The organism is Flavobacterium soyangense (assembly GCF_015277675.1).
Taxonomy (GTDB): domain Bacteria; phylum Bacteroidota; class Bacteroidia; order Flavobacteriales; family Flavobacteriaceae; genus Flavobacterium; species Flavobacterium soyangense.
This window is the reverse complement of the sequence record NZ_JADHEC010000002.1, coordinates 1-26699: the sequence shown is the minus strand read 5'-3', so window position 1 is coordinate 26699 and position 26699 is coordinate 1. Positions and strand designations below refer to the sequence as shown.

At 33.9% G+C, this 26699-nt stretch carries 32 protein-coding genes and 1 tRNA gene; 17 read left to right on the top strand and 16 right to left on the bottom strand.

The window, feature by feature from the left end:
* Positions 1–22: 22 nt before the first annotated feature.
* From IR213_RS01120 to IR213_RS01090, 7 genes are all read right to left on the bottom strand, one after another.
* Positions 23–1006 (bottom strand): DUF3871 family protein, encoded by a 984-nt coding sequence (locus tag IR213_RS01120; protein WP_194310472.1) that lies wholly within the window; start codon positions 1004–1006, stop codon positions 23–25.
* A complete protein-coding gene (locus tag IR213_RS01115; protein WP_073209492.1) occupies positions 990–1880 on the bottom strand; it encodes an AAA family ATPase in 891 nt (296 codons plus the stop codon). Before IR213_RS01115 ends, IR213_RS01120 begins: the two co-directional genes overlap by 17 nt.
* Before the next feature lie 110 nt (positions 1881–1990).
* A complete protein-coding gene (locus IR213_RS01110) occupies positions 1991–2335 on the bottom strand; it encodes a hypothetical protein (RefSeq protein ID WP_228479054.1) in 345 nt (114 codons plus the stop codon).
* A gap of 173 nt (positions 2336–2508) precedes the next feature.
* On the bottom strand, positions 2509–2925 hold the full coding sequence (locus IR213_RS01105) for a hypothetical protein (protein WP_194310470.1): 417 nt from the start codon (positions 2923–2925) through the stop codon (positions 2509–2511).
* A gap of 4 nt (positions 2926–2929) precedes the next feature.
* Positions 2930–3640, bottom strand: a complete 711-nt coding sequence (locus IR213_RS01100; RefSeq protein ID WP_194310469.1) for a hypothetical protein — start codon at positions 3638–3640, stop codon at positions 2930–2932.
* Between the two features lie 11 nt (positions 3641–3651).
* Complete coding sequence (locus tag IR213_RS01095) at positions 3652–3993, bottom strand: hypothetical protein (RefSeq protein WP_194310468.1); 342 nt, start codon at positions 3991–3993, stop codon at positions 3652–3654.
* A 36-nt stretch (positions 3994–4029) separates the two neighbouring features.
* Complete coding sequence (locus IR213_RS01090) at positions 4030–4827, bottom strand: hypothetical protein (RefSeq protein WP_194310467.1); 798 nt, start codon at positions 4825–4827, stop codon at positions 4030–4032.
* 121 nt (positions 4828–4948) lie between these two features.
* Between IR213_RS01090 and IR213_RS01085 the strand changes: the two genes are divergently transcribed.
* Both IR213_RS01085 and IR213_RS01080 read left to right on the top strand, forming a co-directional pair.
* Positions 4949–5182 (top strand): helix-turn-helix domain-containing protein, encoded by a 234-nt coding sequence (locus IR213_RS01085; protein WP_194310466.1) that lies wholly within the window; start codon positions 4949–4951, stop codon positions 5180–5182.
* Between the two features lie 328 nt (positions 5183–5510).
* Positions 5511–5756, top strand: coding sequence for a helix-turn-helix domain-containing protein (locus tag IR213_RS01080; RefSeq protein ID WP_035669095.1), 246 nt, complete (start codon positions 5511–5513; stop codon positions 5754–5756).
* 37 nt (positions 5757–5793) lie between these two features.
* Here the strand turns inward: IR213_RS01080 and IR213_RS01075 are convergent, their stop codons facing one another.
* The 3 genes from IR213_RS01075 to rseP form a co-directional block, all read right to left on the bottom strand.
* Positions 5794–6999, bottom strand: coding sequence for a site-specific integrase (locus IR213_RS01075; RefSeq protein ID WP_194310465.1), 1206 nt, complete (start codon positions 6997–6999; stop codon positions 5794–5796).
* Positions 7000–7222: 223 nt separating this feature from the next.
* Positions 7223–7296, bottom strand: a tRNA-Asn gene (locus IR213_RS01070).
* Between the two features lie 84 nt (positions 7297–7380).
* A complete protein-coding gene (gene rseP, locus IR213_RS01065) occupies positions 7381–8724 on the bottom strand; it encodes an RIP metalloprotease RseP (RefSeq protein WP_194310464.1) in 1344 nt (447 codons plus the stop codon).
* A gap of 237 nt (positions 8725–8961) precedes the next feature.
* On the opposite strand from rseP, the gene IR213_RS01060 reads away from it, so the two are divergent.
* From IR213_RS01060 to IR213_RS01015, 11 genes are all read left to right on the top strand, one after another.
* A complete protein-coding gene (locus IR213_RS01060; protein ID WP_194310463.1) occupies positions 8962–10032 on the top strand; it encodes an NADH:flavin oxidoreductase/NADH oxidase in 1071 nt (356 codons plus the stop codon).
* 1 nt (position 10033) lies between these two features.
* Positions 10034–11077, top strand: coding sequence for a Gfo/Idh/MocA family oxidoreductase (locus IR213_RS01055; protein ID WP_194310462.1), 1044 nt, complete (start codon positions 10034–10036; stop codon positions 11075–11077).
* 96 nt (positions 11078–11173) lie between these two features.
* The gene (locus tag IR213_RS01050; protein WP_194310461.1) at positions 11174–12385 is read left to right on the top strand and encodes an MFS transporter; all 1212 of its coding nucleotides are present in this window, start codon (positions 11174–11176) and stop codon (positions 12383–12385) included.
* Between the two features lie 110 nt (positions 12386–12495).
* Positions 12496–13728 carry a GTPase HflX gene (gene hflX, locus IR213_RS01045; protein WP_194310460.1) on the top strand — a complete coding sequence of 411 codons (1233 nt, stop codon included), beginning with the start codon at positions 12496–12498 and terminating at the stop codon, positions 13726–13728.
* A 234-nt stretch (positions 13729–13962) separates the two neighbouring features.
* Positions 13963–14541, top strand: coding sequence for a Crp/Fnr family transcriptional regulator (locus IR213_RS01040; RefSeq protein ID WP_194310459.1), 579 nt, complete (start codon positions 13963–13965; stop codon positions 14539–14541).
* A gap of 71 nt (positions 14542–14612) precedes the next feature.
* Positions 14613–15530, top strand: a complete 918-nt coding sequence (locus tag IR213_RS01035; RefSeq protein WP_194310458.1) for an alpha/beta fold hydrolase — start codon at positions 14613–14615, stop codon at positions 15528–15530.
* An 81-nt stretch (positions 15531–15611) separates the two neighbouring features.
* Positions 15612–16151: a hypothetical protein gene (locus tag IR213_RS01030; protein ID WP_194310457.1), complete on the top strand. Its 540-nt coding sequence runs from the start codon at positions 15612–15614 to the stop codon at positions 16149–16151.
* A 178-nt stretch (positions 16152–16329) separates the two neighbouring features.
* Positions 16330–16452, top strand: a complete 123-nt coding sequence (locus IR213_RS16455; protein ID WP_262892059.1) for a hypothetical protein — start codon at positions 16330–16332, stop codon at positions 16450–16452.
* A 101-nt stretch (positions 16453–16553) separates the two neighbouring features.
* Positions 16554–17033, top strand: coding sequence for an SDR family oxidoreductase (locus tag IR213_RS16190; protein WP_228479053.1), 480 nt, complete (start codon positions 16554–16556; stop codon positions 17031–17033).
* Positions 17034–17164: 131 nt separating this feature from the next.
* Positions 17165–17743: a GDP-mannose pyrophosphatase NudK gene (nudK, locus tag IR213_RS01020; RefSeq protein WP_194310456.1), complete on the top strand. Its 579-nt coding sequence runs from the start codon at positions 17165–17167 to the stop codon at positions 17741–17743.
* Positions 17744–17762: 19 nt separating this feature from the next.
* Positions 17763–18125: a DUF4406 domain-containing protein gene (locus IR213_RS01015; RefSeq protein WP_194310455.1), complete on the top strand. Its 363-nt coding sequence runs from the start codon at positions 17763–17765 to the stop codon at positions 18123–18125.
* A 156-nt stretch (positions 18126–18281) separates the two neighbouring features.
* Here IR213_RS01015 and IR213_RS01010 read toward each other — a convergent pair whose 3' ends face one another.
* The 6 genes from IR213_RS01010 to IR213_RS00985 all read right to left on the bottom strand — a co-directional run bounded on the left by IR213_RS01010 (position 18282) and on the right by IR213_RS00985 (position 22276).
* Entirely contained in the window at positions 18282–19211 is a 930-nt protein-coding gene (locus IR213_RS01010; RefSeq protein ID WP_194310454.1) for a DUF3078 domain-containing protein, read from the bottom strand.
* Positions 19212–19286: 75 nt separating this feature from the next.
* Complete coding sequence (locus tag IR213_RS01005) at positions 19287–19796, bottom strand: DUF2480 family protein (RefSeq protein ID WP_194310453.1); 510 nt, start codon at positions 19794–19796, stop codon at positions 19287–19289.
* Positions 19797–19868: 72 nt separating this feature from the next.
* The gene (locus IR213_RS01000) at positions 19869–20192 is read right to left on the bottom strand and encodes an SUF system Fe-S cluster assembly protein (protein WP_194310452.1); all 324 of its coding nucleotides are present in this window, start codon (positions 20190–20192) and stop codon (positions 19869–19871) included.
* Between the two features lie 5 nt (positions 20193–20197).
* Positions 20198–20617, bottom strand: a complete 420-nt coding sequence (locus tag IR213_RS00995; RefSeq protein ID WP_194310451.1) for a SufE family protein — start codon at positions 20615–20617, stop codon at positions 20198–20200.
* Positions 20607–21050 carry a hypothetical protein gene (locus tag IR213_RS00990; RefSeq protein ID WP_194310450.1) on the bottom strand — a complete coding sequence of 148 codons (444 nt, stop codon included), beginning with the start codon at positions 21048–21050 and terminating at the stop codon, positions 20607–20609. Before IR213_RS00990 ends, IR213_RS00995 begins: the two co-directional genes overlap by 11 nt.
* An 11-nt stretch (positions 21051–21061) precedes the next feature.
* Positions 21062–22276: an aminotransferase class V-fold PLP-dependent enzyme gene (locus IR213_RS00985; RefSeq protein ID WP_194310449.1), complete on the bottom strand. Its 1215-nt coding sequence runs from the start codon at positions 22274–22276 to the stop codon at positions 21062–21064.
* A 186-nt stretch (positions 22277–22462) separates the two neighbouring features.
* On the opposite strand from IR213_RS00985, the gene IR213_RS00980 reads away from it, so the two are divergent.
* The 4 genes from IR213_RS00980 to IR213_RS00965 all read left to right on the top strand — a co-directional run bounded on the left by IR213_RS00980 (position 22463) and on the right by IR213_RS00965 (position 26596).
* Positions 22463–23809 carry a serine hydrolase domain-containing protein gene (locus IR213_RS00980; protein WP_194310448.1) on the top strand — a complete coding sequence of 449 codons (1347 nt, stop codon included), beginning with the start codon at positions 22463–22465 and terminating at the stop codon, positions 23807–23809.
* A gap of 63 nt (positions 23810–23872) precedes the next feature.
* Complete coding sequence (locus IR213_RS00975; RefSeq protein ID WP_194310447.1) at positions 23873–24382, top strand: ATP-binding protein; 510 nt, start codon at positions 23873–23875, stop codon at positions 24380–24382.
* On the top strand, positions 24382–25875 hold the full coding sequence (locus IR213_RS00970; protein ID WP_228479052.1) for a PIN domain-containing protein: 1494 nt from the start codon (positions 24382–24384) through the stop codon (positions 25873–25875). The genes IR213_RS00975 and IR213_RS00970 overlap by 1 nt, the downstream gene beginning before the upstream one ends.
* A gap of 1 nt (position 25876) precedes the next feature.
* Positions 25877–26596 (top strand): hypothetical protein, encoded by a 720-nt coding sequence (locus IR213_RS00965; protein ID WP_194310446.1) that lies wholly within the window; start codon positions 25877–25879, stop codon positions 26594–26596.
* The last annotated feature ends 103 nt before the right edge of the window (positions 26597–26699 follow it).

The window sequence follows — 26699 nt, the reverse complement described above, 5'->3', positions numbered from 1 at the left end:
TTACCTAACAAAATAGCTATGATTAATAATGCAGGAACCAATTGGGAATATTGTTTTGGATGGATTTACCTAGGTTGTTGATTAGTTCGTATGCGTTGACATTCCGTTCTAGGTTGTTATCGATGTAGGAGGATTTGTTGGTTTCCGTAAATAAGTTGTATAAATTCCAGAAACTTATCGAACCATCTGGACTTCTTGAGAAGTTGGGACACTGGTAATAGTCTTTCACAATATTGTTTATCTGACTGTCATTCAGTGAAATTGGGAAGATTGATTTCTGTGTGTGCTTGTCTAAGTGCGTAAACATTTTGAATTTTCCAATTAGATGCGCAAATTGCGTTTCAGACAACTTGTGTTCAATCATTCGCTCCATCATTTTTAGGTGATTGTCTCTCTTGTAATTAGAGAATAGCTCAATCATTTTGTCTTCTAACTCATGTATAGAAGATATCCTTATTTCATTCGAAAAGCCATCTGTACTAATACATAAGTTAGTACACACCTTATTCTTGAAACCAATAAAAACTTTGAATTTTTCCATCGATTTCTTGCTATAAAGGTTCTCCTGATTATACGCTCGTACTCCGCCAATGCTCAATGTAAGCTCATTTCCGTTAACAATTTGCTTTGTCGAGGGTAAATCTATAATGAAGGCACATCGTTCGTAATAAATGGTTTTTTCGTGTTCTTCAAGATCCTTTGCAGGTTTTCCTATTGCTGATGGAATTCTTCCTTTTACTACGTGGCTTACTCTAATATCAGGTGTTTTCTGAAGTACCCCAGGCAGTAATTTTTGAATTATTTGTTGGCATTTATCTACAAACTGGAAATGGCTAATTGTTGACTCGTTATCCTTTGAGAATACAGGGATTATACAATCTTTTTCCAGATGCTCTAAGCTCACTATTTCAGTATTGGCTTCAATAAAACTACTTGATGGTTTGTTTATTATCTCGTTCTCATCTACTAGATGCTCGTTGATGCTACTATTAAGTACTAATTCCATGGTTCTCTTCAATTAATGGTTTTACAATTTCTTTTTCGTCGACTAGGTGACTAGCGATGTTTTCTATCTGGTTTTTTCTATTCATAATGGCATTGTGAATCTGCTTTTGAAGCGAAGGATATTTTGAATACACATGCTTCAATCCCTCAAGATTCTCACAAGCATTGATTTCAGACATCGCTATTTCAACTGAAATCCCCAGATTACACCATTCAATAAGTTTCTTTCCGGTGGATGAATTAATTACGAATTCAGGTTTCCCAGAAAATAAACCAGTTCTATCTTTAGAAGCGGTAACAAGATGATTGTCATTTATAAGCTCAAAATTGACTGTCAGCTCATATTCGAAGCCGTCTCTTGTTATTTCCTTCGTACCTAGCTTCATTACTTTAGTCTTACCGTTGCCGTCTTTATCAAGACTGTAATCCGTTTTGCGTCGTACAGTAGTAATTACGTGGCAGTTTGAATTAAGAATTTTATCGATAAAGGCTTGATGACGCGGAGTTATTTTAGCCCAATCTTGGAATCTTCCTCCAAGTTGTTCATGTAGTTCCAAGCATCCACCTTTGCCAGACCATTCGTGTGTAATGCTGTCAATTATAACTACTTCGATTTCTTCTTTTTCACAAACCTCAATGGCTTGAATATAACGCTCTGGAGCGTATGGCTCATTTAACGACAATACGTTAAAATCTCCTAAGTGGGAGTAGAGGCTGGCACTGTTATTTTCAGTGTCAATTATAGCTATTTTAGTCCAATCGTTAGTGATTCCGTAAGCTAATAGTAATGCTGAATAAGACTTACCAAAGCCACTTGCTCCGCTTAAACCCAGCCTTAATTTCACTTGGTTCCTTTGTGCTTTTTGTAGTTTCATACTGATGTTATTTGATGTTGTTATTGGTCGTTATTCGACATAATAAATTATTGTTATAAAAAAAAAGGAACTCCTTTTGAGAGTTCCTTAATTACTTATAGTGAGGTGTTTTAGTATACCATTTCATTTTTCAGCACGTTGCTTTCTACGATGCTTTCTTCTTCCGAAAGGTATTCGTAACGGTGCGACATTTTGATGATTTCGCCCGTTTCCTTGATGGTAAATTCATAAGGGTCTACTGTTACCTTTTTTATAGTTCCGGGCATTTGAGTGCCAATTAGTGCCTTACAGGTTGGCTCAGTAAACGTACATGGTACTTTAGTTGTTCGCGCTGTAAAGTAAGTCTTTCCGGTTTCTTTACTTTTAACAGATTCGATTCCTCCTTGTACTTCAAGAGCATAGAAGCTTTCCCCATTCTCTCTTTGATATTTTTTGTAATCTACAATTGTAACCATAGTTTTTATAATTTTAAGATTAAACATTGACGGGCATATCCCAAATTATAAAAAGAGTAGGGGGTGAAGTGTGGTTTATGTAGTGTATGACTTCAAAAAAAAATTAAAATTTTTGGAAGGATATATTTCTAAATTAAGACTACAATAAAAATTTGTAACAGTAGTTTTTTAGATTAAAAATTAGAATGGACTTCGTTTTTATGGTCATTTACAATTTTAACCATACGCTCCATCATTGTTTGAGCAATCTTTTCTTGTTCAAAAACGCTTAAATTTCTAACATCTAAAAATACCTTTTTATTAATTATTTCTTTTTGAAGGTACTTAAATTTCCACGTAATGGTTAAATTACCAGCGCCATATTCAAAATTTATCATTTGATTTTGACCGGTCGCTCCAAGATTAAAACTTCTTTTATGGAGCTCGTAAACTTCTCCTTCTCCGTCAAATATTTCGCTGTTCAAGATCTCTAATATAAATTTAAATTTCGCGTGCAATGGACGACCATTTAAATCTTCGTTGTCTTTGTTGAATTTAAAACCATGAACAACTAGACTAATTACTACAATTCCTATTATTATCCAAATCATGATTTTAAATTTTGTGTTCTATTAAATTGTTAAAAATTTTCTTTTTTGCCTCTTCTATTAAAACAGTGATTTCAAATTCATTTAGACCAATTTCATCCTTTCCCTCAATAAGGTTTTTTTTATAGTTTTCAGATACAATACCTATCGCTTCGGTTATAGCTATTACTGCTAAAGGAGTATTTATCATAGGGTTGGTTTTACAAACTTCTATGACGCTATTTTCCATTCTTTCTTCTAATTGCATTCTCATTTCGTACTTTTTTTTATCGTGTGCTGAGCATGGAATCAAATTCCTTTCTTTAAGAATTTCTTCCACTTCTTCGTCGATTTTTTGATTTTCTTTTGCACTGATGTACTCAATAAACCATTCCCTCATTAATGCTGAACCAGTGTTTTCAGGTTTAATACCGAAAACTTTAGATTCTTCTATTTTTCCAAACTCTAAATCTTCTATTATTTGAGCTTTAAAATCAGTTCCAATATTATTCTTCTCTAAGTCTGAGATATAATCCTCTTTAACTTCCTCAACAGAAATACCCATGTTATTTGCCATTCTTACCATACTTTCATTCCTTTCTTGAAAGTTAGTTTTTTTTCGTTTTGTTATTAGCGAACCTCTTTGCTCAGATTCTTCATTTTCAATATCTCCATCTTTTATAGACGATTTATAAATGTAAAGTCCTATTACTGCTATAACTAATAATGTAATTATCATATTTTTTTATTTTAAAAGGGCATTATACCTAAACAGATTAGATTGTTGTTTTCTTTAACTACGATTGAAAGGAGGGGGTATATATGGGTATTGTCATAAAAGTTGTAATGAAGTACTTCTTTATCTGTGTTCCATGTTGGCTGTTCTATTTTCAATGTAAGTTGTCCTTCCGAACTCTCATGAGCATGATTAAGCATTCCTTTAAGAAATTGATAAAAATCCTTTTTGTTAGGTGCTTCTGTTTCTACCTCCGCTGACATTAGAAAAGGTAAAAATGATTCGGGATTATTATTGGCACATGATAAAATCAATTCAGCCTTAATTTTTTCTATTGATGTTTGTTGCCAAATCACTTTTACCTTTGTTTAAGTTATTCTTTAATTTTAAAATTAATTTGTGTAGGTGTACATGTATTGATGAGTTTTACTAGTGGAGTAATCATACGCAACGACTGATACAGGCTGATTCTCATCGTTATATTGATAAATAAAACTGTAACGTAAAATTCCGTTTTTATAAACTTCTTTGATGTTGTTTGGAGATAAAAAGTGGTAAATGTGATTTTGACCTAATAAGGGACAAATGTAATCGTCAAGTAACCCGAATTTTGTATACAGAACATTGAAGGGATTTATTTTATCATCATAAGTAAATGTATATTCGTATGGGGGATTGTCGAATTGTTTTTGTTTTGTAACCTGAGTAGTATTGTACACAAATTCGACGCTTAAATCCTTGTTTTCTACAATACTAGTAATCTGTTTTTGACTGTTTAAATTGTAGGTATAATCTCTGTAAATTGATTTGTAAAAAATACTGCTAGTCATGTACGATATTGTTTCTACAGGATAACTACTTAAATTATAGTTGTATGAGAAATCCTCTGGATTTACAGCTTTATTATTACTACTACCAAAACCTGCATAATTATCATCATGTGCAATTTTTATTAGTTTGTTATTTTCATAACCTAGCTGTTGGATAGCCATGGAATTGTTCAATTCTCCGTAATTAACTTTAGTTAGAATATTGTTCTCGTAATGGTAGGAACTAAAACTTCCGTATGTTTCCCCAGTTTCTATTACCGATTTTAATAATTTGACATTTGAATTACTAGGCTGGTTGTCTTCTGGTTTAGAGCATGAAAACAAAAATGCGAATGATAAAATAAAAATTAGATTCTTCATAATTTATTTAAAAATATTGCCTACTCTATACAGTTTTCAGCATTCCTGTTGTTGTTTCTAAGTTTCAAATATAGGCAAATATGCCTACTGAATAATAACTTAATTCCTCGAATTTTATTTCGTGGATAATCAAGAAAAAATAAGAATATTAATTAGCTTTGGTGGAAAACTTCGAGAACTTCGTTTAGCAAAAGGCTTCACTCAAGAACAGCTTGCAAATGAACTAGGTGTCGAGATTTCCCAAATCAGCAGAATTGAAAGAGGTGTCATTAATACTTCTGTTACGACCTTATATGCAATTGCCAAAACCTTAAAAATTGATGTTGCTCAATTATTCCTTTTTGACACTCTTTAAATTTTAAATTCAAAACAAACCTATTCTACTTTCACGGGTTTCCTTTGCTAACAAAGGAACACGTATTACTTCCTGTTCACAATACCCACTTTTAGTGATTTGTTGGCAAAGTAATTTGTTTTCAAAATCATTTGATTACGGGTTTCCTCATTCTGTAAAATAAACCGCTATTAATTTAGATTATTCACAAGGACTTTCTTCCTTACTTTTAGATTAGTGTATTACATCATACACGGATTTTATATCAGTACACAAATCTAATTTAATTTCGACTTATAAGTCGACAAGTGAAGAGAATTTTGATTTAGTCATTTGTTTTCTTTGTTCAATGCAGAAGCATCTAGAACAGATAGAACATGAGTTAGTCAAAAGGATATACAAAGAGTTCCTTGTAAAATTCGATGGGAATAAATCTGAGTTTGCCAGAGCAGCACTATGTTCAGAAACTACCGTAAGAAGAGTGTTTAGAAATGAACAAAGAATGACTGTTGATTTACTATTGAGATTTTGTTTTGCTTTGGGTATAGATGTAAATGAAATTTTTGAAGGAATCAATATTTTAAATGAAAAATGAGCCTAAAACGTGTTAAATGCGTTAGACTCATTCTATACTATTTCAATTTGTCCTTTAGATTAGACATCGCTTCACTTACTTTCTTCTGCACTACCTTCCCGTAACTTTCCTGTGTAATAACCATGTTAGAATGACCAAGTAGTTCTGATACAATTTCCATTGGAACATCATTGTACAGTAAAACTGTAGAAGCAAATGTTTTCCTAGCAATGTGGTGCGTCAATCTTTTTTCGATTCCTGTTATAGCTGAAATTTCTTTGAGATAAGAATTGAATTTTTGATTACTTATTGGAGGGAATATGCGGTTACTATCGGTTGAGTATTTCTCAATGATTTCTTGTGCCTTTGGTAGGATTGGAATTGAGATTTGACGCTGTGTTTTTTCACGTTTCATTTGAATCCAATTAATGTCATCAAATCCAATTTGGATATTCTGCCTCTCTAGGTGCGCCATTTCATTAAAGGCTAATCCTGTGTAACAACAGAAAATAAATAAGTCTTGAATGGTGCTTAATCTCTTTTGTTGCAATACTGCTTCTTCAAGGGTTTTGAGTTCTTCTGTAGTAAGGAATATAACCGTTTTACGGACTGTTTTGGACTTGTGAAGTATAAACGGATCTCTATCTAAATAGCCTTCTGAAATAGCTTGTTTAATGGGTGTTCTAAGTCTTTGAATTGTTTTGTTGATAGTAATTTGCTCTTGCTTCTTCTCGGTCTTTAAATAGTAGTCAAAATCACTTAGAAACTGCAAGTTTAATTCTTCTAGAGGGTAATCTGTTTTCTTGTATTTCCATTTCAGGAATGCTTCTAAATGATTGCCTACATAAACGAACTTCTTATAGGTGTTATCTTTGATTTCTAGTCCTACTAGTTTTTTAATTTTGGCTAGATACTGTTTGTAGTAGGAGAGAATGAATTCACTTTTCTTTAGTTCTTTGCCAAAGTATTTGTCGTGAATGTCTTCAATAGAAAAAGGATTTTCTTGTAATCTTAAAATCATGTAGATGCTATTGACCTTAGATTTTATCTTGTCCAATTGAGAGTTGTATAGAATTGCAGATTTATGGGATTTTAGAATTACTTGGTTCTTGGTATCCCAATGCTCGGACTCAATATTAATACCTGTGCTAAGCTGTTTTCTGTTCCCATTTAGGGTTAGTCGGCAAAATAATGGAGATTGATTCTTCTTGTTTTTTCTATTCTTTCCTTCAATAAATAGAATTTTGAAATTGTCTGTTGTCATAACTTTTTGTTTTAGTCAGACATGCAATTGGTTACGATAAAAAAAGTGATGCCTTTTAGAAAAAGAGATGATGCCTAATATGTTGCCTTTTTTTGCAAAATAAGTTGGCAAGTTGGCAAAATCTAGAATTTGCTCTTTTCTACTGAATCCCCGTGAAGTCCCGCTTTCACTACCGCTTTAAAACAAAAAAGACCTTACATTGCTGTAAAGTCTTTTTAAAAAGCTCCCTCTCTTGGGCTCGAACCAAGGACCCTCTGATTAACAGTCAGATGCTCTAACCAACTGAGCTAAGAAGGAAAGTGTGTTTCACTTTTAAAGCGGTGCAAATATAAGGCTTAATTTTTTTGAAGCAAATAAAATCCGTAAAATTTTTAATTTATTTTAATGTCTCACAATTGCCTTGTAAATATCGTTCCCATTGGCAAACAATAACAAAGTTATAAGTAGAAAGAAACCAACCATTTGAGCGTTCTCTAAGAACTTATCGCTTGGTTTTTTTCCGCTAATCATTTCGTATAATAAAAAGATTACATGACCGCCATCAAGTGCCGGAATAGGCAATAAATTCATTACGCCTAGCATTATTGACAATAAAGCGGTGATATTCCAGAATACTTCCCAGCTCCAAGTGCTAGGAAAAATATCAAAAATAGCTTTAAAACCACCTACGCCTTTGTATGCACCTGTGTGTGGATTGAAAATCGCTTTTAGTTGTTTGCCATAACCCACTAACTGGTTTTTTCCTTTCTCGATTCCCACAGGGAAAGCCTCAAAGAAACTGTATTCTTGTGTGCTGAATTTATAAAGACCCAGTTTTTCCAGACTTTTAATTCCAACAGAAGCGGGAATTATTCCTAATTTTCCCTCCTTGTTGATGTTGATTTTTACAGAAACTTCTTTTTCATCTCTTAAGACAACAGCATCAGCAGTCTTGTTTTTATTGTTTTTTAAAATTCCAACAACCTGATCGTAATATTTTGTCGACTCACCATTAAGGGATTTGATAATATCTTTTGGCAAAAGCACTTTAATATTTGCTGATGAATCAGGAACTTTTCCTATTACAAATGGTTCTCTCAATCCAATAAAAGGACGTTTTTCCCCTTTTAGGACTTTATCAATCAAATCAACCGGAAAATTGATGGTTTGTTCGGCTCCGTTACGGTTTATCAATGCTGATTTTGAAAACAACAGTTTAAGTGGAATTTCATCAAAACGAGCTATTTTTTCGCCATCAATTGCAATAATTTTATCTCCCGTTTTAAACCCTAATTCTTCACCCACAGGACTTGTAACTGCAATTCCATCTTTCAATTCTGAATTGTTCAGGTACACGTCACCATAAGCAAAAGCCATCCCAATATAGATGACAAAAGCCAGAATGAAGTTCACAATAACTCCACCAAGCATAATAATCAATCGCTGCCAAGCTGGTTTTGAACGAAATTCCCAAGGTTGTGGAGGCAAAGCCATTTGTTCCTTGTCCATACTTTCATCAATCATTCCGGATATTTTCACATAGCCGCCAAGAGGCAGCCAGCCGATTCCGTACTCCGTTTCGCCAATTTTCTTTTTAAACAAAGAGTATTTGACGTCAAAAAACAAATAGAATTTTTCTACTCGTGTTTTAAATATTTTGGAAGGAATAAAATGTCCTAACTCGTGAAGTATAATCAGTAATGATAAGCTCAATAAAAATTGAGAAAGCTTGATAACTATTTCCATTTCTTTGTCATTGCGAGGAACGAAGCAATCTCATCCTCTTTATTAATTTAATTTGTATAGCGCACAAAAGTAAGGCTTTCTGTTCTAGTTGCAAAGGTTTAGTTTTAGCCAAGGCGATAAAAATTTGTTAATAATTGCAACTTTTCCTTTTTTACTTTACCATATGTGCCTTAACTTTACTTTTTGTTACAAAATCTTGTGCCGTACCGAACTATTCTATTCTTAAAAATCAAAAATATGTCTTCCAAATTATTTTCTACTATCCAAATAAAAAGTATCACATTCAAAAACAGAATTGCCATTTCGCCAATGTGTCAATATTCAGCAGAAGACGGCTTTGCCAATGATTGGCATTTGGTACATCTAGGCAGTCGAGCCAGTGGTGGAGCGGCTTTAATCATTCAGGAAGCAACTGCAGTTTCTCCTGAAGGCCGAATTTCTCGCGGAGATTTGGGTCTTTGGAAAGACGAACATATCGAAAAATTGCAATCCGTCAACCGGTTTATTGTGTCCCAAAATGCGATTCCGGGAATTCAGCTGGCGCATGCGGGCAGAAAAGCGAGCGTTTCAGAACCGTGGAACGGCAACAAAAAATTGGACGAAACCAATGAAGGTTGGGATCCAGTTGCGCCATCTGCTGTTCCTTTTCATTCCAATGAAAAAGCGCCAATAGCATTAGATAAAACCGGAATCCAGAAAGTAATTTCCGATTTCAAATCAGCCACCAAAAGAGCCTTGAAAGCGGGTTTCAAAGCGGTCGAAATTCACGCTGCACACGGCTATTTGTTGCACGAATTTCTTTCGCCTTTGTCTAATTTCAGAACCGACGAATATGGAGAAAGTTTCGAAAACCGAATCCGATTGCTACTTGAAGTTCTCGAAGCGGTTCAATCCGAATGGCCTGCAAATTTGCCATTATTCATCAGGATTTCGGCAACAGACTGGGCTGACGGCGGTTGGAATATCGAAGAATCTGTACAGCTTTCTCAACTATTGAAAGAAAAAGGAGTTGATTTAATTGACGTTTCTTCGGGTGGACTGGTAACCAATCAACAAATTCCTTTGGGACCCAATTATCAAGTTCCTTTTGCCGAAAGAATTAAAAAAGAAGCCGGAATCTTGACAGGAGCAGTAGGTTTAATCACCGAAGCCACTCAGGCGGAAGAAATTGTAGCCACCGGAAAATCTGATTTGGTTTTGTTTGCCAGAGAATCTTTGAGGGATCCAAACTTGGCCTTGAATTTTGCCAAAGAACTTGGTGTCGATGTGCCTTGGCCGATACAATATCAAAGAGCTAAAATAAAATAATATGCAAAAAATAAAAACAGTACTCTTGTCTTATGGAATGTCCGGAAAAGTTTTTCACGCTCCGTTTTTGACAATTCATCCCGGTTTTGAACTTTTAGGTTCGTGGGAAAGAAGTAAAAAATTGATACAGCAAGATTATCCGGAAGTCATAAGTTATCCAACATTGGAATCAATTTTACAGGACAAATCCATTAATTTGGTTGTTGTAAACACACCCGTTGGAACACATTTTGAGTACGCAAAAAAAGTCTTGCTTGCCGGAAAACACGCTGTTGTTGAAAAAGCATTTACGACCACCGTTGCCGAAGCGCAGGAATTGTCAACTTTGGCAAAAGAAAAAGGATTGAAATTGGCGGTTTTTCAAAACAGAAGATGGGACAGCGATTTCAAAACCGTAAAAAAAATTATTGATGATAATTTGTTGGGAGAAACCGTAGAAGCCGAGTTTCATTTTGACCGGTATAATCCCAATTTGAGTCCAAAACAACACAAGGAAACTGCTAATTCAGGCGCTGGAATTTTGAAGGATTTGGGACCACATTTAATTGACCAAGCTTTGTTTTTATTTGGTTTGCCCAATGCCGTTTTCGCCGATATCCAAATTACGAGAGAACATTCATTGGTGGATGATTATCTCGATATTTTGCTTTATTATCCTGATTTTAGAGTGCGATTGAAAGCCGGTTTTTTTGTTCGCGAAGCAATTCCTTCTTATGTCATTCAAGGAAAAAAGGGTTCTTTTCTAAAACCGCGTGGTGATGTGCAGGAAGACAATTTGAAACTGGGAATGAAACCAAATTTAACTACTTGGGGAGCAGAATCTGATGAAAATCAGGGGCTTTTGCACACGGAAATCAAGGGTAAAATCAGCAAAGAAAAAGTTGCGACGCTTCATGGAAATTATTACGACTTTTTTGAAGGAGTATATCAATCTATTGCTAATGACAAAACTGAACCTGTAACTGCCCAAGACGGTGTAAACGTGATGCGAATTATTGAAGCGGCTATTCAAAGCAGCGAGTGGAAGAAAGCTATAAATTTATAAACAATAATGATATAATCCTCATTTTAAAGCATTAATGACAGCAGATTATCATTGATTGTTGTATTTTTGACACTTTTAATTTTAATTACCATTCGTTTGATAGATTTAAATTTTATTGGCAACTTCAAAGCAAAAGGAAAATACAAGAAAACGTATCGAGATACAAAAGTTTCATATTTGACCAGAATTCGTTGGGCAGTTTCGATGTTTTATTTTGGAATGGGTTTGTGTTTTGCCACTTGGGCAAGCCGAATTCCACATATTAAAACGGATTTACACTTAAGTGACGGACATCTAGGAACGATTTTATTTGCATTACCGTTAGGACAGTTAACGATGATGCTTTTTTCGGGGAAACTGGTTACTCGTTTTGGCAGCCACCGCATTCTTCCTTTTTCTACTTTGATGTATGCTTTTAGTCTGACTAATATCGGATTGGCTCAAAACGCCTGGCAACTGGGACTTGGGTTATATGCTTTTGGGATTTTTGGAAATCTGTCAAACATATCTTTAAATACCCAAGGAGTTTATGCTGAAGGAGTGTACAAAAGAACCATTATGTCGTCTTTTCATGGCGTGTGGAGTTTGGCAGGATTTACTGGTGCTTTGGTAGGTCTGGGGATGTTATCGCTAAATCTCGCCACGTATACTCATTTTTTAATTGTTGCCGCAATCGTGCTTTTGTTTGTTGTTTTTAATTTCAAATTTTTGATTAAAGCCAAAGAAATTCCCCGACTAGAAAAGAAAAAAGGATTCAGAAAACGAGACAAGTCCTTAATTTTGTTAGGGATAATTGGGTTTTGTAGTATGGCGAGCGAAGGTATTATGTTCGATTGGAGTGGAGTTTATTTCAAAGACGTCGTCAAAGTTCCCGGTTCCTTAGTTATATTGGGATATACTTCTTTTATGATTATGATGGCAAGCGGTAGATTTTTTGGAGATGCTTTAATAAATAGATTTGGACGAAAAAAAGTGATGCAAATCAGCGGAGTTATGATTTCGTCAGGCTTGTTTACTGCAGTTATTTTTCCATTCCTAATTCCTTCAACAATTGCTTTTATGGTGGTAGGTCTGGGTGTTTCCACTATTGTGCCAACGCTTTACAGCATTGCGGGAAAACATTCAACAATCCCAACAGGAGAGGCTTTGACAGCGGTTTCGAGCATAAGTTTCTTAGGATTTTTAATGGGACCACCAATCATTGGATATATTTCTGAACTCTTTGGCTTGAGATTTTCATTTGCCTTTATTGGCATTTTTGGATTTATGATAGCTTTGATGGTGTCGAGAATTAAGGCGATTGAGTAGTTTCTTTTCAGTTATGGTTTTGTGTTGTTCTAAAAAGTTGGCTAATTTTTATAACACCGCAACTCCATAAGTCTCTAGCAAATCACTAAATTTGTAGCTTATTAAAAGTTATGTTAGAAAAAGAAATAATAAATTTCGAAAAAACCGCAATCGTCGGTATTGTCACCCAAAATCAAAGTGAAGATAAACTCAAGGAATATCTCGACGAATTGGAGTTTTTGACTTATACAGCCGGTGGTCAAGTGGTGAAGCGTTTTTCCCAAAAAATGGAACGTCCCAATCCCAAGACTTTTGTTGGAACCGGAAAAATAGATGAAATAAACCATTTTGTAAAAGAAAATGACATTTCTACCTTGATATTTGATGATGAATTGACACCTTCCCAACAAAAAAATATTTCCAAAATTATAGATTGTAAAATCTTGGACAGAACGAATCTTATTTTAGATATTTTTGCCCAAAGAGCCGAAACTTCTTATGCTAGAACGCAGGTAGAATTGGCGCAATGTATCTATTTGTTACCCAGATTATCAGGTTTATGGACACACCTTGAACGCCAAAAAGGGGGAATCGGGATGCGTGGACCCGGTGAAACCGAGATTGAAACCGATAGACGAATTGTTCGGGACAGAATTGCATTGTTAAAAGAAAAAATAAAGGCTATTGACAAGCAAATGGGAACCCAAAGAGGTAATCGTGGCGCTATGGTTCGTGTGGCTTTGGTAGGATATACCAATGTGGGAAAGTCAACCTTGATGAATGCCATTGGGAAAAGCGATGTTTTTGTAGAGAATAAACTTTTTGCAACCTTGGACACAACCGTTCGAAAAGTAGTTATCAAAAATTTGCCTTTTCTGTTATCTGACACCGTTGGTTTTATTCGAAAACTACCAACGCAATTGGTTGATTCATTTAAAAGCACACTCGATGAGGTTCGTGAAGCCGATTTGTTATTGCACGTTGTTGATATTTCGCATCCGGAATTCGAAGACCATATTGCATCGGTAAACCAAACTTTATTGGACATCAAAGCGAATAACAAACCAGTAATTATGGTTTTCAATAAAATTGATGCTTATAAACATTTGACTATTGACGAGGATGATTTAATGACCGAAAAAACACCAAGACATTTCACACTCGAAGAATGGAAAACCACTTGGATGCATCGTGTGGGCGAAGAAAACGCCTTGTTTATTTCGGCTACAGAAAAAGAAAATTTCGAGGAATTAAGGGAACGTCTTTATGAAGCCGTGAGACAAATTCACATCACGCGTTTTCCGTACAACAAGTTTTTATATCCTGATTATAAGGATGCTGTAGAAAAAGAAGAAAAAGAATAATTTTTCCAAGACATAAAACACAACAATCCCTTTTGAATTTTTCAAGAGGGTTTTTTTTGGAGAAACCAGAGCTTTTCCAGGAAATTTGTATGAAAAAATGAATATATTTGAAAAACAATAAAAGGAAAACAAACCTTCGCCAATTTACCCCATTTTGGGTTTATATTCGAATGTTTGTTTCGCCTATTTAAGGTTTAACGGTCAGGTTAAGACAACAAACATTCAACAACAAAAATGACAAACCACTTAGACGATATATTAAATCACTTTGGTATTAGTTCGAGAGCTTTAAAAAAATTATTTGAGGACAAATCTGTAATAAAAGAATTACCCAAGAATATAAACATATTTGTAGAGCAAAAGAAAAACGAATTTGAATATTTTTTAATTTCGGGAGTTACTCATCGTTACAATATCTCAGATAAGGGAGAAATTGTAACTACAGGCTTTTATATGGGAAAATCTGTAATAACTCCGCATTTTGCAAGAACAAACATGGGCAAAAGCATTTTCAGCTTACAGACTTTAACAGATATTGTGTTAGCTGAAATTCCTGTAATTGAATTAAATAATTTAAGAAATAGTAACAGGGAGTTTCAAGAATTTGGGCAAAAAACAATTGAAGCAGAACTAACCAAAACATTTTATAACGAAGTTGTTTTTCGTTCCTATAGTGCTAAAGAAAGACTACTCGAACTCCGTAAACAACACCCAAACTTAGAAAACCTTATTCCTCACAATATCATTGCATCTTATTTAGGCATCACCAATGTGTCTTTTAGCAGGTTAAGAAGAGAATTAACCAAGTCTTAGACGATTTTATCAAATGATAACAGCTTTGTTTTTTAATACCTCCACTTTTGCATCATTAAACAATTTTAAAAATGAAGCAAATAATTTCAGCACTATTCTTGCTTGCTCTATGGAGCAATGCAACTGCACAAGCAAACAAATTAAAAGAACAAACCAAAATGACAAATTTAATTGACAACCAAGGTGACAAACTCTTTTCAACTATCTATCTAAACCCAAACAAGGAAACAATTATATTGTTGCACGGTGGACCTGGCTTTCCAAGTGACTTATTGGAGGTTGCAGAAATCTTAAAAGATAGGTTTCAGATTATTACCTTTCACCAAAGAGGAACAAAAAAATCACCTTGTAAAAGCAGGGATTATTCAATGAATGCTTATATTAACGATGTTGATGCTATCGCTAAATTTTATGGAATCCAAAAATTTCATCTATGGGGTCATTCGTGGGGCGGACTATATGCCCAAATATATGCAGACAAACATCCTGAAAATTTATTGAGCTTGTTTCTATGCTGTCCGGGTTCAGGAACTGGGACGGAATGGAAGCAAACAGAAAAAGAAGTGATGCAATTGAATAAATCAAAATGCACTTCTTGTCAATGGATGAAAATGGGAATGAACAATTTATTAGGTATGCTTGGTAGTGACAATGCCTACAAAAGACTTTTCAAACAAGTAATGAAAAATTACAATGACGACTTCGTAAAAACGCAAGATTTAGAAATAGACTTCGACAATTTAAAATCTGCACCTATAAATAAAACTAGACCAGAAATTGTAAAATATCCAATTCTACAGAAACAAGAAAACCCAAAATACAAAATCACTCTAATTTATGGCGACCAAGACATCTATAAGTCAAGCAAAGACTTCGTAATTAATCGTTATCCCACAGCGAATGTTTGTATAATTAAAAATTGCGGACATATTCCTTGGTTACATAATCCGACAGATTATAAAGAAATATTAAGAAAGCATTACAATTAAATAAGCCCAGCCACTAATACCAGTATGGCTGTCATGCAATCAAAATAAGAATAGCAAATCAAAATTATGCAGAGACAAAAATTGAAAAAAATAAAAGCCTATATTGTGGGTATTGTGACGTTTTTAATTTTCGGCTTCCTTTTCTGGGAACATTTTCATGGAGGTGTCACTTGTCATTATATTCTAAACCAACAAGACCTTCCTTCAATCTCAAATTGGTGGAGTGGATTACTATTACCTATTCTTACTTGGTTTCTTTTAAGTAGGATAGAAAAGAGACTTGATAAACAATTTTTGCAGACAAAACAGACTAATAACCCTATTAGCAATGTTTTTTGGAGTTTTTTAACAGGGTTAGTGTTTGGAATTTTACTTTCAACTTCTTTTACAAGTGAGTATAAATTATTCTTAGACAATGTTCCTTATATTTTAATTGTACTTAGCTTTATTATCCCTATATTTTACTCAGAATTTATCTTAGGTTTTATACTTGGAATGACATACACATTCGGAGCGATACTGCCAATGATTTTTATATTAATAATTGCGTCATTGGGATTTATCATTTATAGATTTATCAGGCCTTTAGTTATGAGAACTACAAAAGTATTCGGCAGATAGCTGCATGATATCAAAGCCCAGCTAAGCCAGGCTCCTATTCGCTAAACGCTTTAGGGCATTAAAAATAAACAAAATTAAAAAAACAAAAATGAGATTAAAAGACAAAATAGCATTAATAACAGGTTCGGCTCTTGGAATAGGATAGGCAACGGCAGAATTCTTTCACAAAGAAGGAGTAATGGTAATTCTTTCATACATCGGGGATGAGGAAGGAAAATCTATTGCAAAGAAATTAAATATAAATGCTGAATACTTACATTTAGATGTAGGCGATGAAGAAAATTGGCTGACAGCAGCATAATACATCAAAAAAAATACGGACGCATTGACATTTTAATAAATAACGCAGGTATAACAGGATTTTTAGAATCAACAGGACCATGAGACGCTGAAAATTCAGACTTGAAATCTTGGGACGAAGTTCATAGGTTAAATTCAACAGGTGTTATGTTTGGTTGTAAATACGCTATCAAACTTATGAAGGAGAAAGGTGGCAGTATTGTAAATGTTTCTTCTAGGAGTGGGGTTGTAGGTATTCCAGGGGCTGTAGCATATGCTTGGAGTAAAGCAGCGATTAGAAATCATACAAAAAGTGTTGCCCTTCATTGTGCTGAAAACGGTTATAAGATTAGATTCAACAGCGTTCATCCAGCTACTATTATGACACCAATGTGGGACGCTATGCTTGGAGAAGGTGAACAGCGGCAACAAATAATTGAAGATGTTGAATTCGGCATACCACTCGGTCACTTTGGAGAACCTATAGATGTGGTTTATGGAATTTTATATTTAGCAAGTAATGAAAGCAAATATGTGACAGGAACTGAGTTGACAATTGACGGTGGAATATTAGCAGGAAGTGAAGCAAAACCAAGAAAATAGAATAAAAAATCCTATAACATCACCACACACAAGCAGAAGTTTCGTGCTATGTAAGTCAGGAAAGTACTAAAAATGCTTAGCAGGGTGTAGCGGCAAACTCATAGCAGTAATTTAACAAGACAACGTAAATTATGATAGACAACATAAAAATATTAGACACCCAAGTTCTTTCCGACAATTGGTATGTACTTAGAAAAATTACCTACGAATATTCAAAAAAGGACGGTACAAAACTGATTCAAAGTAGAGAAGCCTACGACAGAGGCAACGGAGCAACAATTTTACTATACAACAAAAACCAAAAAACTATTATTCTCACAAAACAGTTTCGCCTGCCGACATTTGTAAATGGAAATGAAACAGGAATGTTAATTGAATCTTGTGCAGGACTTTTGGACAAAGACAACGCAGAAGATTGCATAAGACGAGAGACTGAGGAAGAAACGGGTTATAAAATTACAGATTTGCGAAAAATATTCGAAGCCTATATGTCGCCAGGTTCAGTAACAGAGATTTTATACTTCTTCATTGCAGAATACTCAAAAGAAATGAAAGTAAGCGAAGGAGGTGGCTTAGAGCACGAAGAAGAAAATATTGAAGTATTAGAACTTGATATTGATAAAGCAATGAAAATGATAGTAAACGGAGAGATAAAAGACGGTAAAACAATTATGCTTCTTCAATATATAAAACTTAACAGTGTCCTTTGAAACAAAAAAACTTAAAAATATGATGATTCTTATTGCAGGTCCATATCGAGGTGGAACAAACGACGACCCTATTTTAATAAAGAAAAATTTAGAAAATCTTGAATCAGTTGCATTGCCTTTATTTCGCAAAGGACATATTCCTTTGATTGGCGAATGGATTGCTTTACCATTGATGAATTTGGCAGGTTCAAAGGAAATTGGTGATATTATTTGGGACGAAATTCAATATCCTGTTGCACATCGACTTCTTGAAAAGTGTGACGCAGTTCTTCGCATTGAAGGAGCATCAAAAGGAGCAGATAACGACGTAAGAATTGCCAAAGAATGGGGGTTAAAAATTTATTATAGTTTGGACGAAATTCCAGACTTGACACAAAAATAAACTGTCACTAAAATGAGTTTGCAAAAATGGGGCTTTAGTGCTAGGATCAACATTTTGGTAAATCACCACCTTCGCAAAGCCCGAAACCGTTATAAAAAACAAAAATCCCTTCTGAAATAAAACTTCAAAAGGGATTTTTGTATAAATTGGGTAGTTTTAGAAACCGTAATTAACGCCTAAACCAAAGACTTGTCTGGTTTGAAATCCTTGAAAAGCATTGTCGTCGTAAATAGTTTGAAAGGTAAAATTGGCCGACAAGGTTTTATTGATGGTCATCACAATATTAATTTGATAATCGATATCGATGTTCATCGGTTTGTCTAAATAATTAGAATATAAACTTAAGAAGTTTTCTGCCGAAACGTTTTTCATCAAAATAAATTTATAGTAGGCTGAAGCATAAAACCCAAGTTCATAACGCATACTTTTATTGGCATCTACACCAAAATAACTTCCGTCAACGTAGCCTAAACTAGAAGTATAATCGCTATTTACAAAAGTAAATTTTGAGGTGAGTGGCGCTAAGTTTACTTTTAGATTATCGCTTTTTTTCCAATAAAATCCTGGTCCAAAAGTAAGATAAGCAGGAGAGAAAAAACCAGTGTTTTCTACTCTTGTTTCTACGCCATCAGCATCTTTACCATAAATATAACCGGTTGTAAATTGGGTTTTAAAGTTTAAAATCAACGAATAATACCATTCGCCAAATGCTTTTTTTCCGTAGATAGAATTGAATTCAAAACGGTCGTCTGATTTTTTTTCAAATTCGGCATTTTGGGTATGAATTATTCCATAGTTTGCCAGAATACGGTTGTCCCAAGTTATTTTCTCATTTTTATAATGGAATTCGTAGTTGATTCCCACGGTTCCAGAAAGACTGCTTTCGCCTCCTGCAACCCAGTTATTAAAGTTGGCTTGGTTAAACAATAAGGAAATGTTTCCTTTTTTGGTCCAGCCATTTTCAGTAGTATCTGCAATAGCTTTTATGGCAGTTTCAGTGTTTTTTATTAATTCTTTTTCGGAAGATTGGGCGTGAATTATAGCCGAAAGAAACAGAAAACAGATTGATAGGATTATTCTTTTCATTGTAAGAGTATTAGTTATAATACAAATATAATAAAAAGATTAAAACACTAAAAGTCAATTGATTAAAAATTAAATCTATTTTCTAGGCGATTTATATAAGGGAACTGCCGAACAAGCTTCACCGTACATAATGCTTCGTGCGAAAGGTTGCAGATAGTGAGCCGCCAAAATATAAGCGCGCATTGGAACCGGTTTTTTAGAACAGCCTTTTATGATTACAGACTTATTTTCATAAGCTGAATAATCAATTTTAGATAGTATTTCCTCATATAAAGATGAATCCAAATCTTCAATTGTTCCGTTCACGATTTTCTTGGCAAAAGGAGCTAATTGTACGGCAATTAAAATAGTAGCCCAAGCCGGAAAAATAGCATCGGTACTGCAATTAATGGCAACATACTGGTCTTGGTATTGCGACCAATCGTAGTTTTTAAGAGACTCCCTAAAGTCTTTTTCTTTCAACAATAAACCTTCAAGAAGCCATCTGGAAATATCAATTTGCGCCCGAATTCCCTTTGGATAATAATCTTCCAAATCAAAAACTTCCAAGGCGCTGTTGGCCACTTTATTTACAATTTCTTCCATAATTAGGTCTTAAAGTCCAATGTCAAAAGTTATAAAGATATGACTTTATGACTTTCAACTTTATGACTAAATTTAAAGCATTCCCAATTCCAGTTTTGCTTCTTCGCTCATCAAATCCTTGCTCCAAGGCGGATCAAAAGTAATTTCCACTTCGGCGTCTTTTATATGTTCAATAGACTTTACTTTTTCTTCCACTTCCCTTGGTAAACTTTCGGCAACGGGACAGTTAGGCGAAGTAAGCGTCATCAGGATTTTCACCTCATAATCAGTACTGACCATCACGTCATAAATTAAGCCTAATTCGTATATGTCAACGGGAATTTCCGGATCGTAAATGGTTTTTAATTTTGCTACGATTTCGATCCCTAATGTGTTTGTGTCTATTACTTGTTCCATAGTTTTTATTTTTTTGCATCGAATGCCAATGCGTACATTTTTATATTTTTTATCATCGATACCAATCCATTGGCTCGAGTGGGGGATAAATGTTCTTTTAAACCAATTTCGTCAATAAAATCCATGTCGGCATTCAGAATATCAATAGCTTTTTGGTTCGAAAAAACCCGTATCAATATGGCAATAATTCCTTTGGTCAAAATGGCGTCGCTCTCGGCAGTGAAAATAATTTTGTCATCCTTTTGTTCACCATGTAGCCAAACTTTTGACTGACATCCTTTGATGATATTGTCTTCGGTTTTTAATTCTTCTTGGATTAGAGGCAAGTTTTTACCCAAATCGATAATGTATTCGTAGCGTTGCATCCAATCGTCAAACATTGAAAACTCGTCTACTATTTCTTTTTGTATTTCTTTAATTGTCATTATTTTTTTTAGCAAATGTATTTATTTTATCAACTAATTTCTTGATTTCAGCAGGCGGAACGCCGTGATCAAAAGCAGCGGTTTCATAAGTTTTGTCTTTATAAACAACTTTCAAATTAGCAATGGCCGCACCATCGTGAAAACGTTTTTCCGTAGGTGCTTTTAAAGTGGCTAAACTATCCAAATTTATGCTTTCAAAATAAGTCACCAATTCCTTCCAGTCTTTCTCAGAAATTTTGGTCGCTATCGGTTTTTCGTTACCACTTCTGTCTTTAGAAACAGAAACGATTTGGTTTTCGATAGTTATTTTTTGATAAAAACCTCTGGTGTTGGCAGTATATTCTACAATTGCATTTTTCAGATCATTTTTGGTTTGACTTGAACAGCTTTTGCCAAGGAAAACACTCAAAAAAATCATAGCAAATAATTTCATATCTGTTTCTTTTAAGATAACATTAGTTGTGCCTTTTTGACAGCTTCAACCATAAGGTCAATTTCTTCCTTGGTATTATAAAACGAAAACGAAGCCCGAATGGTTCCCGGAATACAAAAGATATTCATGACCGGTTGTGCGCAATGATGACCCGTTCTCACAGCGATTCCTAATTTGTCAATTATCGCGCCAATATCATAAGGATGAATTCCCTGAATATTAAACGAAATCACGGAAGCTTTCTCTTTAGCTGTACCAAAAATTTTCAAACCTTCGATTTCTAATAGCCGTTTGGTGCCATATTCCAATAGTTCTGACTCTTGTTGTTGAATATTGTCAAAGCCAACAGAATTCAAATAGTCAACGGCTGTTCCAAGCACAATTCCTCCTGAAATGTTGGGAGTTCCCGCTTCGAATTTATGAGGCAAATCGGCATAAGTGGTTTTTTCGAAAGTCACTTCCTTGATCATTTCGCCGCCACCCTGATAGGGCGGTAATTTATTGAGCCAGTCTTCTTTTCCGTATAAAATTCCGGTTCCCGTCGGGCCACACATTTTATGGCCTGAAAACACATAAAAATCACAGTCTAATTCCTGAACATCGGGTTTTAAATGTGCAACGGCTTGCGCTCCGTCAATCAAAATCGCCGCACCAAATTCGTGCGCTTTGTCAATCATATATTTAATGGGATTGACGGTTCCCAAAGCATTCGAAATATGATTTACCGTCACGATTTTCGTTTTATCCGACAATAATTTATTGTATTCGGCCATAATCAATTCACCGTTTTCATCCATTGGAATCACTCTCAAAATGGCTTCCGTTTTCTCGCACAGCATTTGCCAAGGCACAATATTGCTGTGATGTTCCATTGCCGAAACAAGAATTTCGTCGCCTTGTTTTAACAGCGAAGCAAAACCATTGGCAACAGCATTAATTCCGTGCGTCGTTCCCGAAGTAAAAATCACTTCATGGGCGAATTTTGCATTGATATGATTTTGAATTTTGGCACGCGAAACTTCATAAGCATCAGTCGCGAGTTGACTCAAAGTATGTACGCCACGATGAATATTGGCATTGATTTCCTGATAATATTCCGCAATTGCATCAATCACGATTTGCGGCTTTTGATTGGTTGCGCCGTTGTCAAAATAAACCAATGGTTTTCCGTTTACAGTTCTTGAAAGTATTGGAAAATCAGCTCTAATTTTATTTATGTCTAGCATTTTGTTATTTAGAAAAATTCTAAATACAAAAGTAATATATTTGGAGTGACTTTTTAGCAAACATTTGTTAATAAAATTAAACCATTAAGTAATTAAGTTTCATTTAGAAAAGTACGGAAAACTTAATTATCTTAATTTCTTAATGGTTTAAAAAAGTATAATGTTTTTCACTAAAAATTTTACTGTATGAAAAAAATATTCAAATTTCTTGGTCTTGTTTTTTTACTGGTTGTCGTTTATTTTGGGTACACGACTTATCCAAAACTCGATTTAATTTCTGGCTTTTCAGCCAAAAGTGTGGCTTCGGCACATTTTATTGATAATCGTTCCCAAGGTTTAATTGAAAAAGGCGACAATGACATCGAAATGATAACCTTGGCAAAAAACAGAATTGATGAAAACGGGAAATTTGCGATTTCTTCTGTTTATGGGTTGAAAGAACGAAAAGCTATTTACCGAGAAGGTTTAGGAGCGACATTAATCAACGATGATTTTGATGTATCAAAACCGTACGAAGTACCCAAAAGAAAAAAACTCAACAATAATTTACCTTTCCCTTATGGAAACAAAGAACCAAAAGACACGGTTTTTGCCAATGTTGATTACGCCAAATTAAATGCGGCAGTCGCCAATGCCTTTGACACAAATGGAGAAAAAAAGAAAAGAACACGCGCGGTTTTGGTCATTTATAAAGACAAAATTATTGCCGAAAAATATGACACCGGTTTCAATAAAGATTCCAAAATATTGGGTTGGTCTATGACAAAAAGCATTACAAGTGCGCTATTTGGGATTTTGCAAAAACAAGGAAAAATAGATGTTTCGAAACCTGCTCCAATTGCCGAGTGGAAAAATGATGAGCGTGCAACCATCACCATCAATGATTTATTGCACATGAATTCGGGCTTAGAATGGGAAGAGGATTATACCAAAATTTCCGACGTGACTAAAATGCTTTTCCTCGATGCCGATATGAGTATGGCGCAATTGAAAAAACCGGCACAATTCAAGCCTAATTCGCATTGGAATTATTCCTCGGGAACGACCAATTTACTTTCGGGAATTTTGAGAAGACAATTCAAAACACATCAAGAATATTTAGATTTTTGGTATTCGGCATTGATTGATAAAATTGGGATGAACTCGATGCTTGTCGAAACGGATATGGCGGGAAATTATGTGGGTTCGTCTTACAGTTGGGCAACGACACGCGATTGGGCAAAATTTGGTTTGTTGTATTTGCACAAAGGGAATTGGAACGGAGAACAAATCTTGGACGAAAGTTGGGTAAAATTCACCGCAACACCAACAAACACTTGTAACGGAAATTATGGTGCTCACTTTTGGCTCAATGCCGGCGGAAAATTCCCTGATGTTCCAAAAGATATGTTTTACTGCAGCGGGTATCAAGGCCAAATGGTTGCGATTTTTCCAAGTCAGGATTTAGTTATAGTAAGAATGGGATTAACAGAAGATCCCGAGTTTGATTTTAATGGGTTGTTGAGTGGGATTGTGAAAAATATAAAGAAGTAAATACCTACATTAAATTTATTTTCATTAATATTACAAAAGCATTTAATTTGTCTAATGTAATTTATGAAAAACATAATCTTTATTGGTGGAATACACGGTGTTGGAAAAGGTATAATTTGTAATGAAATAGCTTTGAAAACAAACTTAATCCATCTTAGCGCAAGTCAAATATTAAAATGGGAGGAGATTAGCGATAGTGATAATAAACTCGTAAAAAACATTACTTCAACACAAGACAGATTAATAAAAGGTCTAAAAAATCTAATTAAAAAAGACAAAAAATATCTTCTTGATGGGCATTTCTGCCTATTAAATTCAAATGAAGTTCCAAGTAGAATTGATGAAGAAACTTTTGACCTAATTAATCCAAAAGTTATAGCAATTGTAATTGATGATATTGAAAAAATTGCCAAAAGATTAGAAATAAGAGATAGAAGAATTTATGAAACTAAAGTCTTGAATCAATTACAACTAATGGAAACAGAATATGCCAAATATCTTTCTAATAAATATTCAATTCCTTATATCGAAATACAAGACGGAAATTATACTCAACTAATGGAAATTATTTAATGATGAAAATTTTACTAGATACCAATATCATTATTCATAGAGAAGCAAGTAAAATATACAAACCAGAAATTGGTCAACTTTTCAAATGGATTGACAATCTTAAATATTCCAAATACATTCATCCTTTAACAGTTGAAGAATTAGAAAGATATAAAGACCCAAATGCTCTTGACACAATGAGTATTAAGATTCAGAGCTACAATTTACTAAAACATCAAGCTCCATTGGGCGAAGAGATCCTTAAAGTCAGCAAAAAAATTGACAATCTAGACAATGATATAAATGATACTCAAATTTTAAACGAAGTTTATGAAGGAAGAGTTGATATTTTAATTTCAGAAGATAAAAAAATACATACTAAAGCAAATTTACTTGGAATAGCAGATAAAGTTTATAAAATTGAAAATTTTTTAGAAAAAGTAACAGCTGAAAATCCTGAATTAGTTGATTATAAGGTTTTATCTGTTCAGAAAGTTGATTTTGCTGAAGTCAACATTAGAGATGTTTTTTTTGATAGTTTTAGAGAAGATTATGCGGAGTTTGATAAGTGGTTTAATAAAAAAGCTGATGATATTTGTTATGTCTGTTATAGCGAGGGTAGATTAACGGCTTTCTTGTTTATAAAAAAAGAAGATGAAAATGAGAATTATTATGAAATCAATCCTGTTTTTGCGAAGAAAAAAAGATTGAAAATTGGCACATTCAAAGTAACTGCAAATGGTTACAAAATAGGAGAAAGATTTTTAAAAATAATTTTTGATAATGCTTTACAATTTAGGGTTGATGAAATATATGTAACTATTTTTGACCAAAGAGATGAACAAGAAAGATTAATAGAACTTCTTAAAAATTGGGGTTTTAATCATTATGGAACAAAAACAACTCATAATGGTGATGAGCAGGTTTATGTTAGAACCTTTAGTAAAGAAATAATTAACGTTGAAAACCCTAAACTAACATTTCCATTTTTTTCTCGACAACAAAATATCTTTATTGTTCCAATATACCCTGATTATCATATAGAATTATTTCCTGATTCAATCCTAAACAACCAATCACCAAAAGATTATATTGAAAGCTTTCCTCATAGAAACGCATTAAGTAAAGTATATATTTCTCGTTCATATGAAAAGAAAATGCAGTCTGGCGATGTACTAGTTTTTTATATGACTGGAGGAAAATATAAAGGAGTTGCTACCACTTTAGGGATAGTTGAATCGTGTGTTCTAAATATTGAAACTGAAGAACAATTTCTTTCATTATGTAGAAAAAGAAGCGTTTTTACTAATCAAGAGTTGTCTGAACATTGGAATCACAATCCGGCAAATAGACCTTTTATTGTAAATTTTCTTTATACCTATTCTTTTAGAAAAAGACCTAATCTTGAATGGCTAGTTGATAATGGAATTATTTTAAATTACGAAAATGTCCCAAGGGGTTTTACAAAAATTAGTATTGAGCAATTTGATAAACTTCTGAAATACGCTTATTAATATGAAAAGTATAGCAATTTGGTACAAATCTTTAGATAGCAATGTCGAATCTAATGAAAAATTAGATTTGCATTTTAATTTTTGGAAAATTCCTAATGGGATAAGTAAATCGCATAAATTTTTAGACATTGGAATTAAGTTATCCAACACTAAAAATATTGGATTATTAAAAATCTATTTTCCTGTAAAAATAGAGACAAAAGATTTTGAAGATATTGTTGAAAAATTTATTCATAAAGTAAATTTAGTAAGTGCTATTTTTAATGAAAACTACAAGGTTATTTCAACTGCAACTAGTAAATCTTTTGAAATAAGAAATACAAAAAACGAATTTGTTTTTAATATTTATAAAACTTCAACTTCAGATTTATTATTTGAACAAAAACACGAAGGAACTATAATAAGCATTAGTATTCCCCAACAGGAAAAAGCTAATTATTTTAGATTCAGAATTAAGGGAGATTTCATAAATTCCTTGTCAACTATAAGTGTTCCAACAAATTCTATTTTAGAAAGTGCATTTTCTGAAATTGAAATGATTGATTTTAGAGTCAATGAAATACGGGATTTAAATCACGATTTACTCGAGCAAATTAAAGGCGAAAGATTGTTAAAAATCCAAAAACAACACTTTTTCTTTATATGTTCAAAAGATGAGGAATTAATTGGAAATCACCAGCCTTTTTTGAGTTGTAGAAATCTAGAAAATGAAGTGATTTAGACTTATTTGTAAATTAAAAAGGGTTGACGAAATTTGTGTTGCAAAACATAATCATTTCAAAATCAACCCTTATGTACAGTGTACTAGACAAAGATATAATAAA

What these genes read in the sequence shown, in the direction of transcription:
- hflX (WP_194310460.1), top strand. Translation starts at nt 12,496, where the DNA reads ATGTTAGAAAAAGAAATAATAAATTTCGAAAAAACCGCAATCGTCGGT.
- IR213_RS01090 (WP_194310467.1), bottom strand. Translation starts at nt 4,827, where the DNA reads ATGAAGAATCTAATTTTTATTTTATCATTCGCATTTTTGTTTTCATGC.
- IR213_RS01100 (WP_194310469.1), bottom strand. Translation starts at nt 3,640, where the DNA reads ATGATAATTACATTATTAGTTATAGCAGTAATAGGACTTTACATTTAT.
- IR213_RS01040 (WP_194310459.1), top strand. Translation starts at nt 13,963, where the DNA reads ATGACAAACCACTTAGACGATATATTAAATCACTTTGGTATTAGTTCG.
- rseP (WP_194310464.1), bottom strand. Translation starts at nt 8,724, where the DNA reads ATGGAAATAGTTATCAAGCTTTCTCAATTTTTATTGAGCTTATCATTA.
- IR213_RS01115 (WP_073209492.1), bottom strand. Translation starts at nt 1,880, where the DNA reads ATGAAACTACAAAAAGCACAAAGGAACCAAGTGAAATTAAGGCTGGGT.
- IR213_RS01055 (WP_194310462.1), top strand. Translation starts at nt 10,034, where the DNA reads ATGCAAAAAATAAAAACAGTACTCTTGTCTTATGGAATGTCCGGAAAA.
- IR213_RS01005 (WP_194310453.1), bottom strand. Translation starts at nt 19,796, where the DNA reads ATGGAAGAAATTGTAAATAAAGTGGCCAACAGCGCCTTGGAAGTTTTT.
- IR213_RS01035 (WP_194310458.1), top strand. Translation starts at nt 14,613, where the DNA reads ATGAAGCAAATAATTTCAGCACTATTCTTGCTTGCTCTATGGAGCAAT.
- IR213_RS01110 (WP_228479054.1), bottom strand. Translation starts at nt 2,335, where the DNA reads ATGGTTACAATTGTAGATTACAAAAAATATCAAAGAGAGAATGGGGAA.
- nudK (WP_194310456.1), top strand. Translation starts at nt 17,165, where the DNA reads ATGATAGACAACATAAAAATATTAGACACCCAAGTTCTTTCCGACAAT.
- IR213_RS01060 (WP_194310463.1), top strand. Translation starts at nt 8,962, where the DNA reads ATGTCTTCCAAATTATTTTCTACTATCCAAATAAAAAGTATCACATTC.
- IR213_RS00975 (WP_194310447.1), top strand. Translation starts at nt 23,873, where the DNA reads ATGAAAAACATAATCTTTATTGGTGGAATACACGGTGTTGGAAAAGGT.
- IR213_RS00985 (WP_194310449.1), bottom strand. Translation starts at nt 22,276, where the DNA reads ATGCTAGACATAAATAAAATTAGAGCTGATTTTCCAATACTTTCAAGA.
- IR213_RS00965 (WP_194310446.1), top strand. Translation starts at nt 25,877, where the DNA reads ATGAAAAGTATAGCAATTTGGTACAAATCTTTAGATAGCAATGTCGAA.
- IR213_RS01075 (WP_194310465.1), bottom strand. Translation starts at nt 6,999, where the DNA reads ATGACAACAGACAATTTCAAAATTCTATTTATTGAAGGAAAGAATAGA.
- IR213_RS01080 (WP_035669095.1), top strand. Translation starts at nt 5,511, where the DNA reads ATGCAGAAGCATCTAGAACAGATAGAACATGAGTTAGTCAAAAGGATA.
- IR213_RS00995 (WP_194310451.1), bottom strand. Translation starts at nt 20,617, where the DNA reads ATGACAATTAAAGAAATACAAAAAGAAATAGTAGACGAGTTTTCAATG.
- IR213_RS01105 (WP_194310470.1), bottom strand. Translation starts at nt 2,925, where the DNA reads ATGATTTGGATAATAATAGGAATTGTAGTAATTAGTCTAGTTGTTCAT.
- IR213_RS00980 (WP_194310448.1), top strand. Translation starts at nt 22,463, where the DNA reads ATGAAAAAAATATTCAAATTTCTTGGTCTTGTTTTTTTACTGGTTGTC.
- IR213_RS00990 (WP_194310450.1), bottom strand. Translation starts at nt 21,050, where the DNA reads ATGAAATTATTTGCTATGATTTTTTTGAGTGTTTTCCTTGGCAAAAGC.
- IR213_RS00970 (WP_228479052.1), top strand. Translation starts at nt 24,382, where the DNA reads ATGATGAAAATTTTACTAGATACCAATATCATTATTCATAGAGAAGCA.
- IR213_RS16455 (WP_262892059.1), top strand. Translation starts at nt 16,330, where the DNA reads ATGGTAATTCTTTCATACATCGGGGATGAGGAAGGAAAATCTATTGCA.
- IR213_RS01000 (WP_194310452.1), bottom strand. Translation starts at nt 20,192, where the DNA reads ATGGAACAAGTAATAGACACAAACACATTAGGGATCGAAATCGTAGCA.
- IR213_RS01120 (WP_194310472.1), bottom strand. Translation starts at nt 1,006, where the DNA reads ATGGAATTAGTACTTAATAGTAGCATCAACGAGCATCTAGTAGATGAG.
- IR213_RS01010 (WP_194310454.1), bottom strand. Translation starts at nt 19,211, where the DNA reads ATGAAAAGAATAATCCTATCAATCTGTTTTCTGTTTCTTTCGGCTATA.
- IR213_RS01015 (WP_194310455.1), top strand. Translation starts at nt 17,763, where the DNA reads ATGATGATTCTTATTGCAGGTCCATATCGAGGTGGAACAAACGACGAC.